This window comes from Stenotrophomonas maltophilia R551-3 (assembly GCF_000020665.1).
In the GTDB taxonomy this organism is placed as follows: Bacteria; Pseudomonadota; Gammaproteobacteria; order Xanthomonadales; family Xanthomonadaceae; genus Stenotrophomonas; species Stenotrophomonas maltophilia_L.
This window is the reverse complement of record NC_011071.1, coordinates 3,872,704-3,887,529: the sequence shown is the minus strand read 5'-3', so window position 1 is coordinate 3,887,529 and position 14,826 is coordinate 3,872,704. Positions and strand designations below refer to the sequence as shown.

Below are 14,826 nucleotides of genomic sequence, written 5' to 3'. Positions count from 1 at the left end.
CACCGGCGGGGCGTCCGCGTGTTTCCCCTCCGCCTTCTGCCAGTTGAATCGTTGCCGTGCCGCCCTACGCCGGACCTCCCGTCGCTTCCCGATCCGGTGATGCCGCCAGCCCGCTGCGGCTGCTGGCTTACCTCGCGCTGGCCATCACCCTGATCGTGCTTGACGACCAGGCCGGCTGGCTGGCGCGCCTGCGCGGGCAGGCCAACAGTCTGGTGCAGCCGGTGTGGGCACTGGCCGGCCTGCCCGGCAAGCTCGGCAACCAGGTCAAGGACTCTGCAGCCAGCCACAGCCAGTTGGTGACCGAGAACCGCGAACTGCGCAACCAGCTGCTGCTGGCCAACGCCCGCCTGACCCGGTTGCAGACCGCCGCGCTGGACAACGCCCAGCTGCGCGAGCTGCTGAACGTAGCCGAGCGCAGTGGCCTGGACGTGCAGCTGGCGCCGATCCTGGACATCGACCTGGACCCGGTGAAGCAGCGCCTGGTGCTGGATGCGGGCAGCCGCGAAGGCGTGCACGTCGGCCAGGCCGTGATCGATGTCGGGGGCCTGATGGGCCAGGTGATCAGCGTCACCGGCAGCACCTCAACGGTGCTGCTGCTGACCGACCCCGACCATGCGGTACCGGTCACCGTGGCCCGCAACGGCGTTCGCCTGATCGTCTATGGCCGCGGTGACAAGCTGGAACTGCGCGACATCCCGCTCAGCGCCGGCGTGGAAGTGGGCGACGAGATCGTCACCTCCGGCCTCGGCGGCCGTTTCCCGGCAGGCTTCCCGGTCGGCACCATCACCGGCCTGCGCCCGGACGACACCCATGCCTTCCTGGTCGGCGAACTGAAGCCGGCGGCACAGCTCGACCGTGGCCGCGACGTGCTGCTGCTGCGCCCGGGTGCGGCGATCCGCATTCCGCCGGAACTGCGCCTGCAGCTGGAAGAGACCGCCCCGGGTGGCCCGGCGGCGGGCGGAACTGTGCCGGCGGCAACCGCACCGGCCACCACCACGCCGGCACCCGCACCTGCAACGCCTGCACCGACTGTGGGCCGGTCACCGGCTCCGTCCGCGTCGCCGACGGTGGCCCCGGCATCTCCAGCCAGCTCCACGGTAGTGCCGGCCGCTGGCCGGCAGCAATCCCCGTCTGCGACGAGGAATGCTGCCCCCGCATCTTTCCTTAACCCCGCGCCTGCGGCGCGCCCCCTTGAACAACAAGGGGGCTCCACTCCAGCCAGCGCTCCGGTAGTGCCGGCCGCTGGCCGGCAACCGACCACGCCGGAGGCCCAGCGATGAGCCGCCTGCGCGACAACCCCTGGGTGCTGCCGGCCAGCCTGGTAGTGGCCCTGCTGCTGGGCCTGCTGCCGTTGCCGGCGCTGCTGCAGCCGCTGCGTCCGTACTGGCTGGCGCTGGTGCTGGCGTACTGGGTGATCGAAGCGCCCGAGCGCGTCGGCCTGGGCATCGCCTTCGCCAGTGGCGTCATCGCCGATCTGCTGTACGGCGGCGTGCTGGGAGAACAGGCGCTGCGGCTGGTGATGCTGGCCTTCATCCTCCAGCGCTTCCGCGCCCGCATCCGCTTCTTCCCGATGTCGCAGCAGATGCTCGCCATTGGCGGCCTGCTGTTCAACGACCGCATCGTCAGCGCGCTGGTCCACATCGTGGTGGATGAGCCGACCCTGCCGTGGTCGTACTGGTGGGCGCCGCTGCTGGGCATGGGCCTGTGGCCGCTGGTGTTCGTGCTGCTGGACGCGGTGCGTTTCGGCAAGCGCGGGCGCTGAGCCATGATTCCGCGCCGCCAGGTCAAGAACCCGCACGCCGAAGCCGAGCAGTTCCGCCGCCGCGCGGCGCTGGGTTTCCTTGGCGTGCTGGTCTGCCTGCTGGGCCTGGGCGGCTGGTACTTCAAGCTGCAGGTGCTGGACCACGACGTCTACGCCACCCGCTCGGAAGCCAACCGCATCAAGCCACGGCCGGTAGTGCCCGGGCGCGGCATGATCTACGACCGCAACGGCCGCCTGCTGGCCGAGAACGTGCCGGCCTTCCGCCTGGACGTGACCCCGGACAAGGTCAAGGACATGGATGCCACCCTGGAAGGGCTGGCGAAGATCATCAGCATCAGCCCGGAAGAGCTGGAAGCATTCGACAAGTCGCGCAAGGCGCGCCGCAAGTTCCTGCCGGTCACGCTGAAGCTGCGCATGAGCGACGAGGAGATGGCGCGCTTCGCGGTCGATCGCTGGCGTTTCCCCGGCGTCGAGCTGGAACCCTATCTGACCCGGCGCTACCCGTACGGTGACCTGTTCGCGCACATCATCGGCTACGTCGGCCGCGTCGATGAAAAGGATCTGGAAATCCTCGGCGAGGGCAATGCAGCCCTGACCCACATCGGCAAGTCCGGGTTGGAGCGCTATTACGAGCAGCAGCTGCGCGGCAAGGTCGGCTACGAACAGGTCGAGACCAACGTACAGGGCCGTGCGATCCGTACCATCGGCCGCGTCGCCGCGCAGTCCGGCGCCGACCTGCGGTTGTCGATCGATGCCGACCTGCAGCGCGCAATGGTGGCCGCCTTCGGCGAACAGGAAGGCTCGGCCGTGGCGATGGACCCGCGCACCGGAGAGGTGCTGGCAATGGTCAGCCTGCCGTCCTACGACCCCAACCTGTTCGTCAACGGTATTTCCCATGCCGACTTCAAGGCGCTGAACGACAACCCATCACGGCCTCAGTTCAACCGCCTGGTGCTGGGTGGCGTCGCTCCCGGTTCTACCCTGAAGCCGCTGATCGGCCTGGCCGGCCTCGATTCGGGCGTGCGCCGGCCCGAAGACAAAGTGCTGTCCACCGGCATGTTCTACCTGCCCGGCACCTCGCGTGGCTGGGGTGACTCGCACCGCGGCGGCCATGGCTGGACCGACCTGCGCAAGTCCATCGCGCAGTCGGTCAACACCTACTACTACAAGCTGGCGCTGGACCTGGGCATCGAGCGCTTCGACCATTACATGGAGTACTACGGCTTCGGCCAGCCGACCGGCATCGACCTGACCGGCGAGATCGGGGGCATCCTGCCGTCTCCGGCGTACAAGCGGAAGAGCCGCAAGGAAGCGTGGTACCCCGGCGACACGGTCAACATCAGCATCGGCCAGGGCGACTGGAAGGTCACTCCGTTGCAGCTGGCACGGGGTGTCAGTGGGCTGGCCAACGGGCAGCTGCGCACGCCGCACCTGGTGATCCAGCAACGTGCAGGTTTCGACCATGACTGGATGGCCACCGACCCGGGCGAGAGCAAGCCGGTCAGCCCGAACCCGAACAATCTGCAGGCGGTGCGCGAAGGCATGATGGCCACCATGCTGCCCGGCGGCAGCGCTGCGCGGATGGCGGCCGGCGCACCCTATACGATGGCAGGCAAGACCGGTACCGCGCAGGTCGTCAGCCGCAAGGGCACCGCCGCAGTGAACCCGAAGAGCCTGCCGATGCACCTGCGCCACCGCGCGCTGTTTGTCGGTTTCGCGCCGGTCGATCAGCCGGTGATCGCGCTGGCGATCGCGGTGGAAGGTGGTGGTTACGGCGGTGCGGCGGCCGCACCAATCGCCCGCAAGGTGTTTGATGCCTATCTGCTGGGCAAGATGCCTGAAGGCATGCAGCCGCTGGACAGCGAACGTGGCACCACTGCCATCGGTGCGACCGCATTCGACAACGAAGATGTGGGCGCGCGCCAGGCGGGCGACCTCGCCGCCGCACAGGTGGGTGAACACCAGGTGCTGGTCGGCGTGCCTGCGCCGGAGCCGGTACCTGCACCACAGCCGGGTACGCCGGCTGCCGCCGCACTGCCGGTCACACCACGCCCGACCGCCGCGGAGCCCGCGCGATGAAAGTATTCCTGCGCTGGGCCGGCGACATGCTGCGCCGCTTCTTCAGCACGCTGGACTGGGTGTTGTGCCTGGCGCTGGGCGCGTTGATGGTGATCGGTCTGGCGACACTCAAGAGCGCGGGCGGCGACAGCCTGGTGATGGCCCAGGGCGCGCGTTTCGCGGTGGGCATGGCCGCGCTGTGGGGCATCTCGCGGGTACCGATACTGCGTATCCGCTCGGCCACGCCGATGATCTATGCGATCTCGATGATTCCGCTGCTGGCAGTGTTCGTGCTTGGCACAGGCAAGTACGGTCGGCAGTGGCTGGACCTGAAATTCTTCTATCTGCAGCCGGCCGAACTGCTGAAGGTCAGCCTGCCGATGATGGTGGCCTGGTACCTGCACAAGATGCCGCTGCCGCCGCGCTTCAATACCGTGCTCGTGTCCCTGGTCATCATAGGTGTGCCGACCGGCCTGGTGATGCTGCAGCCCGACTTCGGCACCGGCGTGCTGATCGCTGCCAGCGGCGTGTTCGTGCTGCTGCTGGCCGGCTTGCCGTGGTGGTGGGTTGGCCTGGGTGTGGGTGGTGTGGCCGCGGTCGCACCGGTGGCCTGGTTCTGGCTGCTGCGGCCCTACCAGAAGGACCGCATCATGATGTTCCTGGACCCGGAGATGGATGCGCTGGGTGCTGGCTGGAACATCATCCAGTCGAAGATCGCGATCGGTTCTGGCGGCTTCGATGGCAAGGGCTGGGGCGAGGGCTCGCAGTCGCACCTGAACTTCATTCCCGAGCAGACCACCGACTTCGCGTTCTCGGTACTGAGCGAGGAATTCGGCTGGATCGGCGTGGCCACCGTGCTGGCGCTGTACCTGGTGGTGATCGGTCGCTGCCTGTGGATCGCCAGCCAGTCGCGCGATTCCTATTCGCGGCTGCTGGCCGGTGCCACCGGGCTGGCGTTCTTCGTCTACGTGCTGGTCAACGGCGGGATGATTTCCGGACTGCTGCCGGTGGTGGGCGTGCCGATGCCGCTGATCAGCTACGGCGGTACGTCGGCGGTTTCGCTGCTGGCCGGCTTCGGCTTGGTGATGGCGGTACGCAGCCACAATCCGGTACACGGCGGCTACGGGTAACACCGGCTGCGCGCTTCGCGAGCCGCCGCCGGGCATGGCCCGGCGCTACCTGCCTTCGCCTTCCCGTAGAGTCGAGCTTGCTCGACCGCTTCTGATTTCTGTAGAGCCGAGCCATGCTCGGCTCAGGGCCTGCATACACTGTACGAAAGGCAGTCGAGCATGGCTCGACTCTACAAATACAGAAGCAGCCTGACAGCTTCACGCAAGGGCGCGTTGCTACCGTGGCCCGCGTGGAATGGAAACGAATGCTTGGCGGCTGCCGTGAGGCGATGCGCACGATCGATCTGCCGTTGCTGATCGCGCTGTTGATCCTGATGGCCGCCGGCCTGGCAGTGCTGCACAGCGTGTCCGGTCCGGTAACGGGGCAGGCGGCGCGCTTTGCCGGTGGCCTGGTGGCGATGTGGTTGCTGTCGCGGGTCTCGCTGCTGCGCCTGCGCGCATGGACGCCGGCGCTGTACGCGCTGTCGATGCTGCCGCTGATGGCGGTATATGTGACTGGCACCGGCAAGTACGGGCAGCGCTGGCTCAACCTGGGCGTGTTCTATCTGCAGCCGTCCGAACTGCTCAAGCTCAGCCTGCCGTTGATGATGGCCTGGTACCTGCATCGGCAGCCGTTGCCGCCCTCGCCACGCACGGTACTCACCGCCGCGGTGCTGATTGGCGTGCCAGCGGTTCTGATCCTGATGCAGCCCAACCTCGGCACCGCCACGCTGGTGACCGCCAGCGGCGTATTCGCGTTATTGCTGGCCGGCTTGCATTGGGGCTGGGTGGCGGCGGGTGTGGCGGGGCTGGCGGTGGCCGCGCCGCTGGCGTGGTTCGGACTGCTGCGGCAGTACCAGAAGGATCGCGTGCTGACCTTCCTCGACCCGACGGCGGACCCGCTCGGCACCGGCTGGAACATCCTGCAGTCGCGCATCGCGATCGGTTCGGGTGGATGGCAGGGCCGTGGCTGGGGGCAGGGCACGCAGGCGACATTGGATTTCCTGCCCGAGTACACGACCGACTTCGCATTTTCAGTGCTCGCCGAGGAGTTCGGCTGGATCGGCGTGGCGACTGTGTTCGCACTCTATCTATTTGTGGTCGGGCGCTGCCTGTGGATCGCGGTCCAGGCGCGCGACACCCATGCACGGTTGTTGGCCGGCAGCCTGGGGCTGGCGTTCTTCGTCTACGTACTGGTGAACGGTGGAATGATTTCCGGCCTGCTGCCGGTGGTGGGCATTCCGATGCCATTGATCAGTTATGGCGGGACATCAGCGGTCTCGCTGCTGGCCGGCATCGGCCTGGTGATGGCGGTGCCTGGGCACCGGCCCGTGCACGGGGGATAGGGTTTCCAGCCAACGGCGCAGCCCCTCGTGGGTGGTGTCTGGGTGGTCGCGGAAAGCAGAAGCAGCGGGTGGGCCGGTCGGGTTGGGTACGCGGGGGACGCCGTGAATCCGTCCCTGGAGGCTTGGCAGCCGCATCCATGCGGCTGACACCCCCGCGTACCCAACCCGACCGGCCTCTGACAGATTTTGGCGGTCTGCCACCCACGGAGAAGAAAGAGAAGATCAAAAGCGGGTCGCGGCGCTGCGCTTGCTCGTGAACCGAGCATGGCTATGCCGGTCGTCCTGACCGGCACCCTTCGGGCCGTCGCCGTGGGCGACGTTGGCAGCGGCTCCTGCCGCTGCCTTCGGCTCCACACAAGGCAATGAAGTGACCCGCCAAGCCGCTTTTGCTTTTGATCTTCTCTTTCTTCTCCGTGGGTGGACGCGCACGGAAACTGTCAGGGGGCGGGCGCGGTGGGTTCGCGGGACCGTTGGCGCCATGGATGGCGCCATCGAGCCCCCAGGGACGGGTTTACGGCGTGTCCCGCGAACCCACCGCGCCCGCCCCAATTACATGAGCCGCTTTTCGCGGCCACCCACGAGGGGCTGCGCCGTTGGCCGGAAACTTCCTGACTCTGCGCAACGCTCGTTGTGGAAGCGTTCTCACCACGATGCACGACAGCACGCCCGACGACCAAAGTCCGTAAAAAGCGTTAGCTGGTTCACACTTTTACAGCGCGTTGATCCTGATCAATGGACTTGTCGTAATCGGCCTGCACAATGACGGCCCGTTCGGCACGGCGCGCCGTCAATCGTTGCAGCGCGAGGGGGCGTCGGGCGGGAAAGCAGTACTGGTCCAACGGGTACAGGGAGCGCGGGGTACTGCCACTGGGGAGCGGCAGCCGCGCAGGTACCGACCGGATCCGGTCGCCGGTTGCGTCTGCGGGGATGGGGACGCAACCGGCAACCTCTATCTGAATGGGGAAACGGGATCACGAGGCCTTCACATTTCCCGCTGCTCGCATGCAAATCGTTGTGATTCATGGTGTTAGGGGTTTTAATTCATCCATGACCTGCTAACCTGCGACGATGATTCGACGCACACTGGCCTGCATGCTCACCCTCGGCCTGGTCGCCTGCGCGACCCAGCCGAAGTCCCCACCGTCTTCGCCCCAGGCCAGCAGTACGCCGCGCCAGCCCGCCGCCAAGGCCCATGGCCCGGCCGAGGCCGCGCCTGAGGCCGCCGCTGCTACCGCGCCGCCGGTCGACCTCACCCCGGTCCCGTTCGAGGTCGCGCGTGCCCGCTTCGTTGCCGATACCGCCAAGCGCTATGGCCTGAAACCGGAGCAGATCAGCAACGTGCTCGACCAGGCTCAGGTGCGCCAGCCGATCATCGCCGCCATGTCGCGCCCTGCCGAACGGGTCAAGCCGTGGAACGAATACCGGCCGATGTTCATCAGCAAGGCGCGCATCGATGGCGGCCGCGCGTTCCTGGCCCAGCACCGTGCCGAACTGGATCGCGTGCAGCAGCGCACCGGGGTGCCGGTCGAAGTGATCGTGGCAATCATCGGCGTGGAAACCAGCTACGGAAAGAATGCCGGCAACCATCGCGTGCTCGATGCGCTGTACACGCTGGCGTTCTATTACCCGCGCAGTGGTGATCCGGCCAAGCTGGAGCGCGAAGTGCGCCGCGAACTGTTCTTCCGCGATGAACTGGCCAAACTGTTCGAACTGGGCCGCGAAGAAAACCTGGACATCACCACGCTCAAGGGCAGTTATGCCGGTGCGATGGGCATGGGCCAGTTCATGCCGTCCAGCTATCTCGATTACGCCGTGGACGGAAACGGTGATGGCCGCCGCGACCTGTTCACCAGCTATGACGACGTGTTCTCGTCCATCGCCAATTACTTCGTGAAGAAGGGCGGCTGGGTACGTGGTGGCCAGGTCGCCGTGCCCGCAACGCTGGCCGCTGGGCGCGAGGAATTCAACCCGACCGAGTGGATGCCCACCTGGTCGCTGGCCGATCTGGCGCAGCGCGGCTACCAGCCGAATGCACCGGTGCAGCCGGGTGCCACCGCCACCCCGATCACCCTGGAAGGCAGCACCGGCAAGCAGTACTGGCTGGGCTTCCAGAACTACTATGCGATCACCCGCTACAACCTCTCGAAGATGTATGCGATGGCCGTGTTCCAGTTGTCCCAGGCCATCGCCGGACAGGAGCTGCCCCCGGCATGAACATCAGATGGCTGGTCCCAGGCTTGATCGTCCTCGCGCTGGCTGCCTGCAGCAGCGCGCCGAAGAAGCCGGCCACGGCCGGCCATGGCGGCAAGTCCGGCGGTACGCTGGTGCAGGGCCGTGGCTCACGCCCGGCGCATTGCCCGGAGGGCTCGCCGTATGCGGCCGCCAAGGAAGACCTCAATACCCGCGGCAACTACACTGCCGGCGGCCTGTACAAGCCGGGCGTGCGTGACAGCACGCCGGACTACATTCCCAACGTGGCCTGCATCCCCGAGCCGGAAGTGACCGCGGAAGATCGCTCGGCGATCGGCAACAAGACCCCGTACGTGGTGCTGGGCAAGTCCTACAAGGTGCTCGACGATACCCGCAACTATGTCGAACGCGGTACCGCGTCGTACTACGGTGCCAAGTTCCATGGCCGCCTGACCTCCAACCGCGAGGTCTACGACATGTACCAGTTCACCGCCGCGCACAAGACGCTGCCGCTGCCCAGCTTCGCCCGCGTGACCAACCTGGACAACGGCGAATCGGTGATCGTGCGCGTCAACGACCGTGGCCCGTTCCACGACGGCCGCGTGGTCGATCTCAGCTATGCGGCCGCCGTGCGCCTGGGCATTACCCAGCGCGGCACCGGCAACGTCGAAGTGCGCGCGCTGCAGCCGGGCGAAAGCAACCTGATGGCGCAGAAGCCGTCGCGTCGCGAACGTCGTGCTGCGGAAGCGGCCGCTGCGGCAACTGCGGTGGCCAGTGCGCGGCCGGTACCGGCCGCTCGTGCCGCCGCCGGCAGTGACATCGATCGCCTGGTCCAGCGCCTGCCGTCCGATGGCGCGCCGGCGCGCGGCCAGCCGGCCACCACCCAGGGCGTGGCCAGCACCGTGCCGGACGTGGCGGTCAGCAGCCTGCCGCCGAGTGCGCCGCCGGTACGCGGCACCGCGCCGGCACAGGCGGTCGTTGCCAGCACCACGCCGCGCGCTGTTGCGCCGGCGCCGGTCCGCACCACGCCAGCGGCACCCAGCCTGTCGCAGCAGGTAGTGGGCGCGGTGATGGTGCAGGTCGCCAGTTTCTCCAGCCGCGACAATGCCAACCGCGCGATGGGCCAGCTCAACGCCGCCGGTATCGTCGGCGCGACCATCAGCGACATCGCCGCCGGTGGCCGCACCCTGTTCCGCCTGCGCGTTCCCGCCAGCGACCATGCCAGTGCCGCGGAACTTGCCGGCCGTATCGCCGGTCTGGGCCTGGGTTCGCCGCAGATCGTCAAGGATTGATCCGCCCGGGCCGGTGCTGCCGGCCCATGCTCCCCCGGCCTTACAATGGCCGTTACGTTCCACCCTCCATTCCCGGCCGTCCCCTGGAGCCTGCTGTCCAATGAATTTCCGTTCCGCCGCCACCGCCCTGGCCGCCACCCTGGTGGTGGGCCTGGCCTCCGCCCAGACGCCGCTGCCGACCCCGGCCACGCCGACGCCTGCCGCCGCCGCTGCTGCCCCGGCCACCGTCGCCACCCCGCCGGCACCCGCGCCCAGCGTGTCCAAAGCCTGGGTGCTGATGGATTACGCCACCGGCCAGGTGCTGGCTGGTGAAAACATCAACGAACAGCTGGCCCCGGCCAGCATCACCAAGGTGATGACGTCCTACGTGATCGCCGCCGAGGTCAAGAACGGCAAGGTCCGTCCGGACGACCAGGTGATGATGAGCGAGCGCGCCTGGCGCGAAGGTGGCGCGGGTACCGATGGCAGCTACAGCGGCTTCCCGGTCAACCAGACTGCACGCCTGGAAGACATGGAAAAGGGCATGGCGATCCAGTCCGGCAACGACGCCGCGATCGCCCTGGCCGAGCACGTGGCAGGCAGCGAAGAAGCTTTTGCTTCGCTGATGAACAGCTACGCGGCCAAGATCGGCATGAAGAATTCGCACTTCGTGAATGCCCATGGCCTGACCGCCCCGGGCCACCACAGCAGCGCCTACGATCTGGCACTGCTGGGCCGCGCGATGGTGCGCGATTACCCGGAAACCTACGCGTACAACAAGATCAAGGAATTCCAGGTCGGCAACATCAAGCAGCCGAACCGCAACCTGCTGCTGTGGCGCGATGGCAGCGTGGACGGCATCAAGACCGGCCACACCTCGGAAGCCGGTTACTGCCTGATGAGTTCTGCCCAGCGTGGTGACCAGCGCCTGGTGGCCGTGGTGCTGGGCGGCCAGTCGGAAAAGCAGCGTGCCGATGACAGCCTGGCCCTGTTGAACTGGGGCTTCCGCTTCTTCGAGACCCATCGCCTGTACGAGCCGGGCAAGGCCGTGGCCGAGCACAAGGTCTGGAAGGGCACCACCGACAAGGTGCAGCTGGGCGTGGCCCAGCCGATGCTGGTGAGCGTGCCGCGCGGTCGCTACAACGACCTGAAGCCGAGCATCGACGTGCCCAAGACGCTGGAAGCGCCGTTCACCGCCGGCCAGCAGATCGGCACCGTGAAGGTGATGCTGGATGGCAAGCTGGTGGCCGAAGCGCCGCTGGTGGCGGTGGCTGCCGTCGAACAGGCCGGCTTCTTCAAGCGCCTGTGGGACAGCTTCTGGATGTGGTGGGAATCGGAATGATCCACGCCCCGGCGTGGTGAAGGAAAAGGCCGGCAAATGCCGGCCTTTTCCGTTTCGGGATGCCGCTTGCGCATGAATCCTGCCGGATGTGGGTAGTGCCGGCCGCTGGCCGGCTCCTCATGAACCCATCCGGATATGCCGGCCCCGGTGTGCCGACCAACGGTCGGCACCTACCTACAGCGAGCGGCTGATGGTGAAGCTGCCGAACACGGGCGCCTCGCGCTGGCCGTTGAACTCGCGCGTGCTGTGATAGCGCGCAGCGGCGAACTTCCAGCGTCCGTACATCACGGCCACGCCGTAGCCGCCGTAGGCCACCACATGACGCTTGTCCACGCTGTGACTGCTGCGGAACGTGTTGCCATCCAGCGTGATGTCGCGGATCACCCAGGCAGCGTCCGAGGTCGCGAACAGGTGCCAGGACCAGCCATTGGGACGGCCGCTGCGGGTCGGCGCAGTATTCTCACCGGCCGGGCGCAGCGGCGTGCTGCCGAAGTCGTCCGGCAGCTTCCAGCCGAAGCGCACTTCACCGCCGAGGTTGGCCTTGGTTTCCAGGTTGCCGATCGACCCGCCGTAGTGGCTGATCGCGTCCCAACCCCAACCGTCGGCATTGATGCTGGCATCGCCCGGCCAGCGGCGCATGCGCTCATGGGTCAGCATGAACAGCGGTTCGTTGTGCAGCTGGTTGTCCCAGCCCTTGAATTTCTCGTCGCCCAGTACTTCGTGCACCGCATTCTGCACCTGCTTGCCCTGTGCCCACGGGCCGACCACGCCCAGCGTCAGCTGGGTGGTCTGCAGACGGTCGCCGCTGCGCGCATTGAAACCGAAGTTTGCGATCAGTACGCCGGCGTAAGGGCGGTCGTCCTCGATCAGGTCCCTGCGGCTGAAATCAGTCGGGGTGAAGATGCCCTGGCCGATGCTGAAGATCATGTTCTGCTGTTCGAACTTGCCCGGATGCAGTCCTTCCAGGTACTGGTTCACCCAGCGCGCCATGCGCGGCAGGCACGGGTCATCGGTGTAATCGACCAGGTTGGGCGAGACCAGGGTCAACAGCGCACCGTTGGTATAGCCCTGGTCCTGGTGGCGGCCACCGAACAGGTCGTTGTCGACGCGGAAATTGATCTGCGGCGGGTGGTCGCGCATCGCGTCCGGGCCACATTGTTCGGCCGCCTGGGCGGCAAGGGGGAGGGCAGCGGCCAGCAGGCCGGACAGCCCGAGGGCCGTGAGGCGGCGTTGGGAAGGGGGGCTCATGAGGAGGTTTTTTCTGTCTGTCGTTATCTGCCGCGACACGGTACTCGTGCGGGCGTGATGGAACGAGCGCGTTCGAATCACTTGTCTGTTCCGAAAACGACATTGTCTCGTGAAGACAATCCTGTACTGCCCTGCGGCGCCTGCGCGGGCAATGGCCAATGCTGAACGCCTGTTCAGGTGCAACGCAGCGACTCATTGGTGGGTCTGCTGACTTCGATGAATACTCTTGGGTTTGTTGCCTTGCGGCCCGATAATGGGGGCATGGAAATCAAGTCCGACAACCCCGACCACGGCTTCCAGTTCCCCGGCCAGTTCGAGCTCAGCGCGATGGGCCCGGCCAACCGCGGCCTGGAACATGAGCTTCCCCGCCTGCTGCTGGCTGCCGGTATCGATGTGGTCAATGAACGCATCAGCTGGAAGCATTCGACCAACGGCAAGTACGTGTCTGTGCGCATGGTGTTCAAGGCCGAGAGCCGCGAACAGTACGATCTGGCGCACCAGGCACTGCGCGACCACCCGGAAGTGAAGTGGACGCTGTAGCCGACAGCTGCCCGGCCGAAGCCGCCCCGGAACACCGCGCGCCGCGCCCGGCGGTGGTCCGTGATCTCGGTCGCCAGCCCTATGAGCCGGTGTGGCGTGCCATGCAGCGCTTCACCGACCAGCGCAGCGACGCCGATGCCGACGAGCTGTGGGTGGTCGAGCACGATCCGGTGTTCACTCTCGGCCAGGCTGGCAAGGATGAGCACGTGCTGGCGCCCGGTGAGATCCCGGTGCTGCACGTGGATCGTGGTGGCCAGGTGACCTACCACGGCCCCGGCCAGATCGTGGTCTACCCGCTGCTGCGCCTGCCGCGGCTGGGCATCGGCGTGCGCGACTACGTGTGCCGCATCGAACAGGCGATCATCGACACGCTCGCCGAATGGAACATCGGCGCTGAGCGCCGCGAGGGCGCCCCCGGCGTCTATGTCGGTAACGCCAAGATCGCCGCGCTCGGCATCCGCGTGCGCCGTGGCTGCACCTTCCATGGCCTGGCCTTCAACGTGGCCATGGACCTGGAACCCTTCCACCGTATCAACCCCTGTGGCTATCAGGGGTTGCAGGTGACCTCGGTGGTAGACTTGGGTGGCCCCTCCGGGATGGATGCCGTCAAGCCGGTGCTGCTGGACCACCTGGCCCGCCAGTTCGGCCTGCTGCTGCAGCACACGCCCGAACTGCCTGATTTTTCTGCGGCCGCCTGACCGCCACCCGGAACTGCCATGACTGAATCCACCGCCCGTTCCATTCCCCTGCAGATCGTGCAGGGCGATTCTCCGTCCGCCGCGCCGTTGCAGGCCGGAGTCAAGCAGCTGGGCGGTGACAAGATCAACCGCTCGCCGGTGCAGTTCGCCGACGCGCCGGTGCTGCGCAAGCCGTCGTGGATCCGCGTGCGCATTCCCTCGGGCAATGCGGTGCAGAACCTGAAGGCCAAGCTGCGCGAGAACCGCCTGGTGACGGTGTGCGAGGAAGCCAGTTGCCCGAACATCCACGAGTGCTTCGGCCACGGCACGGCAACGTTCATGATCCTCGGCGAAGTCTGCACCCGTCGCTGCTCGTTCTGCGACGTCGCCCATGGCCGCCCGAAGCCGCCGGATGCCAACGAACCGGCCAGCCTCGGCCAGACCGTGGCCGACATGGGCCTGAAGTACGTGGTGGTGACCAGCGTCGACCGCGATGACCTGCGCGACGGCGGTGCCCAGCACTTCGTCGACTGCATCAGCGCCATCCGCGAGAAGTCGCCGGGCACCCGCATCGAAGTGCTGACCCCGGATTTCCGTGGCAAGGGCCGCATGGAGCGCGCGCTGGAGATCCTGGCGCAGAACCCGCCGGATGTGTTCAACCACAACATCGAGACCGTGCCGGACCTGTACCGCAACGTACGCCCGGGCGCGGACTACCAGTGGTCGCTGAACCTGCTGAAGAACTTCAAGGCGCAGCACCCGGAGGTGCCGACCAAGAGCGGCATCATGCTGGGCCTGGGCGAAGAGTTCGAACAGATCAAGGCCACCATGCGCGACCTGCGCGCGCACGACGTGGACATGATCACCATCGGCCAGTACCTGCAGCCGACCGCGCACCACCACCCGGTGCTGAAGTACTGGACCCCCGAGGACTACAAGGCGCTGGAAGACTACGGCTACGAGCTGGGCTTCAGCCACGTGGCCTCCGGCCCGATGGTGCGCTCGTCGTACCACGCCGACGTGCAGGCCAAGGGCGCCGGCGTCTCCTGATCGGTAGCGCCGGGCCATGCCCGGCGAGCGCAGCGGGAAAGAGCCGCCGGGCATGGCCCGGCGCTACCGATCGGTGGCCCACCGCTACCGATGGGCGCGCCCACCGTTGGTGGTGGGTGCGGACCGTTGGTCCGCACGCCTTCGCCTGCATTCACAATTTGCTACACCGGCCCCGCTAGGCTGGTTTTCCACCGAACGCGGCCGGATGACAAACCCGGCAACTTTCGGCACTG

The 14,826-nt window shown here is 66.9% G+C and carries 12 protein-coding genes; 11 read left to right on the top strand and 1 reads right to left on the bottom strand.

Translation table 11 applies throughout. The features are described 5' to 3' along the window. Positions 1-56: 56 nt before the first annotated feature. The 8 genes from mreC to SMAL_RS17510 all read left to right on the top strand — a co-directional run bounded on the left by mreC (position 57) and on the right by SMAL_RS17510 (position 11,078). Complete coding sequence (gene mreC / locus SMAL_RS17545; RefSeq protein ID WP_012512132.1) at positions 57-1,280, top strand: rod shape-determining protein MreC; 1,224 nt, start codon at positions 57-59, stop codon at positions 1,278-1,280. Further along, positions 1,277-1,762, top strand: coding sequence for a rod shape-determining protein MreD (gene mreD, locus SMAL_RS17540; protein ID WP_006392642.1), 486 nt, complete (start codon positions 1,277-1,279; stop codon positions 1,760-1,762). Before mreC ends, mreD begins: the two co-directional genes overlap by 4 nt. Positions 1,763-1,765: 3 nt before the next feature. Then, a complete protein-coding gene (mrdA, locus tag SMAL_RS17535; protein ID WP_012512131.1) occupies positions 1,766-3,841 on the top strand; it encodes a penicillin-binding protein 2 in 2,076 nt (691 codons plus the stop codon). Continuing rightward, positions 3,838-4,950 carry a rod shape-determining protein RodA gene (gene rodA / locus SMAL_RS17530; protein WP_012512130.1) on the top strand — a complete coding sequence of 371 codons (1,113 nt, stop codon included), beginning with the start codon at positions 3,838-3,840 and terminating at the stop codon, positions 4,948-4,950. Before mrdA ends, rodA (SMAL_RS17530) begins: the two co-directional genes overlap by 4 nt. Before the next feature lie 269 nt (positions 4,951-5,219). Next, positions 5,220-6,275, top strand: a complete 1,056-nt coding sequence (gene rodA, locus SMAL_RS17525) for a rod shape-determining protein RodA (RefSeq protein WP_232273996.1) — start codon at positions 5,220-5,222, stop codon at positions 6,273-6,275. Positions 6,276-7,343: 1,068 nt separating this feature from the next. Beyond that, on the top strand, positions 7,344-8,489 hold the full coding sequence (gene mltB, locus SMAL_RS17520) for a lytic murein transglycosylase B (protein WP_041864586.1): 1,146 nt from the start codon (positions 7,344-7,346) through the stop codon (positions 8,487-8,489). After that, complete coding sequence (locus SMAL_RS17515; RefSeq protein ID WP_012512127.1) at positions 8,486-9,757, top strand: septal ring lytic transglycosylase RlpA family protein; 1,272 nt, start codon at positions 8,486-8,488, stop codon at positions 9,755-9,757. Before mltB ends, SMAL_RS17515 begins: the two co-directional genes overlap by 4 nt. Positions 9,758-9,857: 100 nt before the next feature. Then, complete coding sequence (locus SMAL_RS17510; protein WP_006392399.1) at positions 9,858-11,078, top strand: D-alanyl-D-alanine carboxypeptidase family protein; 1,221 nt, start codon at positions 9,858-9,860, stop codon at positions 11,076-11,078. 174 nt (positions 11,079-11,252) lie between these two features. Here the strand turns inward: SMAL_RS17510 and SMAL_RS17505 are convergent, their stop codons facing one another. Continuing rightward, entirely contained in the window at positions 11,253-12,326 is a 1,074-nt protein-coding gene (locus SMAL_RS17505; RefSeq protein ID WP_012512126.1) for a lipid A deacylase LpxR family protein, read from the bottom strand. Positions 12,327-12,587: 261 nt separating this feature from the next. On the opposite strand from SMAL_RS17505, the gene SMAL_RS17500 reads away from it, so the two are divergent. Genes SMAL_RS17500 through lipA form a run of 3 tightly spaced genes read left to right on the top strand, consistent with a single transcriptional unit; the run spans position 12,588 to position 14,593 of the window. After that, a complete protein-coding gene (locus SMAL_RS17500; protein ID WP_012512125.1) occupies positions 12,588-12,866 on the top strand; it encodes a YbeD family protein in 279 nt (92 codons plus the stop codon). After that, positions 12,854-13,564 carry a lipoyl(octanoyl) transferase LipB gene (gene lipB / locus SMAL_RS17495; RefSeq protein ID WP_012512124.1) on the top strand — a complete coding sequence of 237 codons (711 nt, stop codon included), beginning with the start codon at positions 12,854-12,856 and terminating at the stop codon, positions 13,562-13,564. The genes SMAL_RS17500 and lipB overlap by 13 nt, the downstream gene beginning before the upstream one ends. 18 nt (positions 13,565-13,582) lie before the next feature. Then, a complete protein-coding gene (gene lipA / locus SMAL_RS17490) occupies positions 13,583-14,593 on the top strand; it encodes a lipoyl synthase (RefSeq protein WP_006392304.1) in 1,011 nt (336 codons plus the stop codon). Positions 14,594-14,826: the final 233 nt, after the last annotated feature.

Excerpts from the sequence above, each read along its gene's own strand:
- rodA (WP_012512130.1), top strand. The coding sequence starts at position 3,838 with ATGAAAGTATTCCTGCGCTGGGCCGGCGACATGCTGCGCCGCTTCTTC.
- mltB (WP_041864586.1), top strand. The coding sequence starts at position 7,344 with ATGATTCGACGCACACTGGCCTGCATGCTCACCCTCGGCCTGGTCGCC.
- SMAL_RS17510 (WP_006392399.1), top strand. The coding sequence starts at position 9,858 with ATGAATTTCCGTTCCGCCGCCACCGCCCTGGCCGCCACCCTGGTGGTG.
- mrdA (WP_012512131.1), top strand. The coding sequence starts at position 1,766 with ATGATTCCGCGCCGCCAGGTCAAGAACCCGCACGCCGAAGCCGAGCAG.
- SMAL_RS17515 (WP_012512127.1), top strand. The coding sequence starts at position 8,486 with ATGAACATCAGATGGCTGGTCCCAGGCTTGATCGTCCTCGCGCTGGCT.
- mreD (WP_006392642.1), top strand. The coding sequence starts at position 1,277 with ATGAGCCGCCTGCGCGACAACCCCTGGGTGCTGCCGGCCAGCCTGGTA.
- SMAL_RS17500 (WP_012512125.1), top strand. The coding sequence starts at position 12,588 with ATGGAAATCAAGTCCGACAACCCCGACCACGGCTTCCAGTTCCCCGGC.
- lipA (WP_006392304.1), top strand. The coding sequence starts at position 13,583 with ATGACTGAATCCACCGCCCGTTCCATTCCCCTGCAGATCGTGCAGGGC.
- SMAL_RS17505 (WP_012512126.1), bottom strand. The coding sequence starts at position 12,326 with ATGAGCCCCCCTTCCCAACGCCGCCTCACGGCCCTCGGGCTGTCCGGC.
- rodA (WP_232273996.1), top strand. The coding sequence starts at position 5,220 with ATGCGCACGATCGATCTGCCGTTGCTGATCGCGCTGTTGATCCTGATG.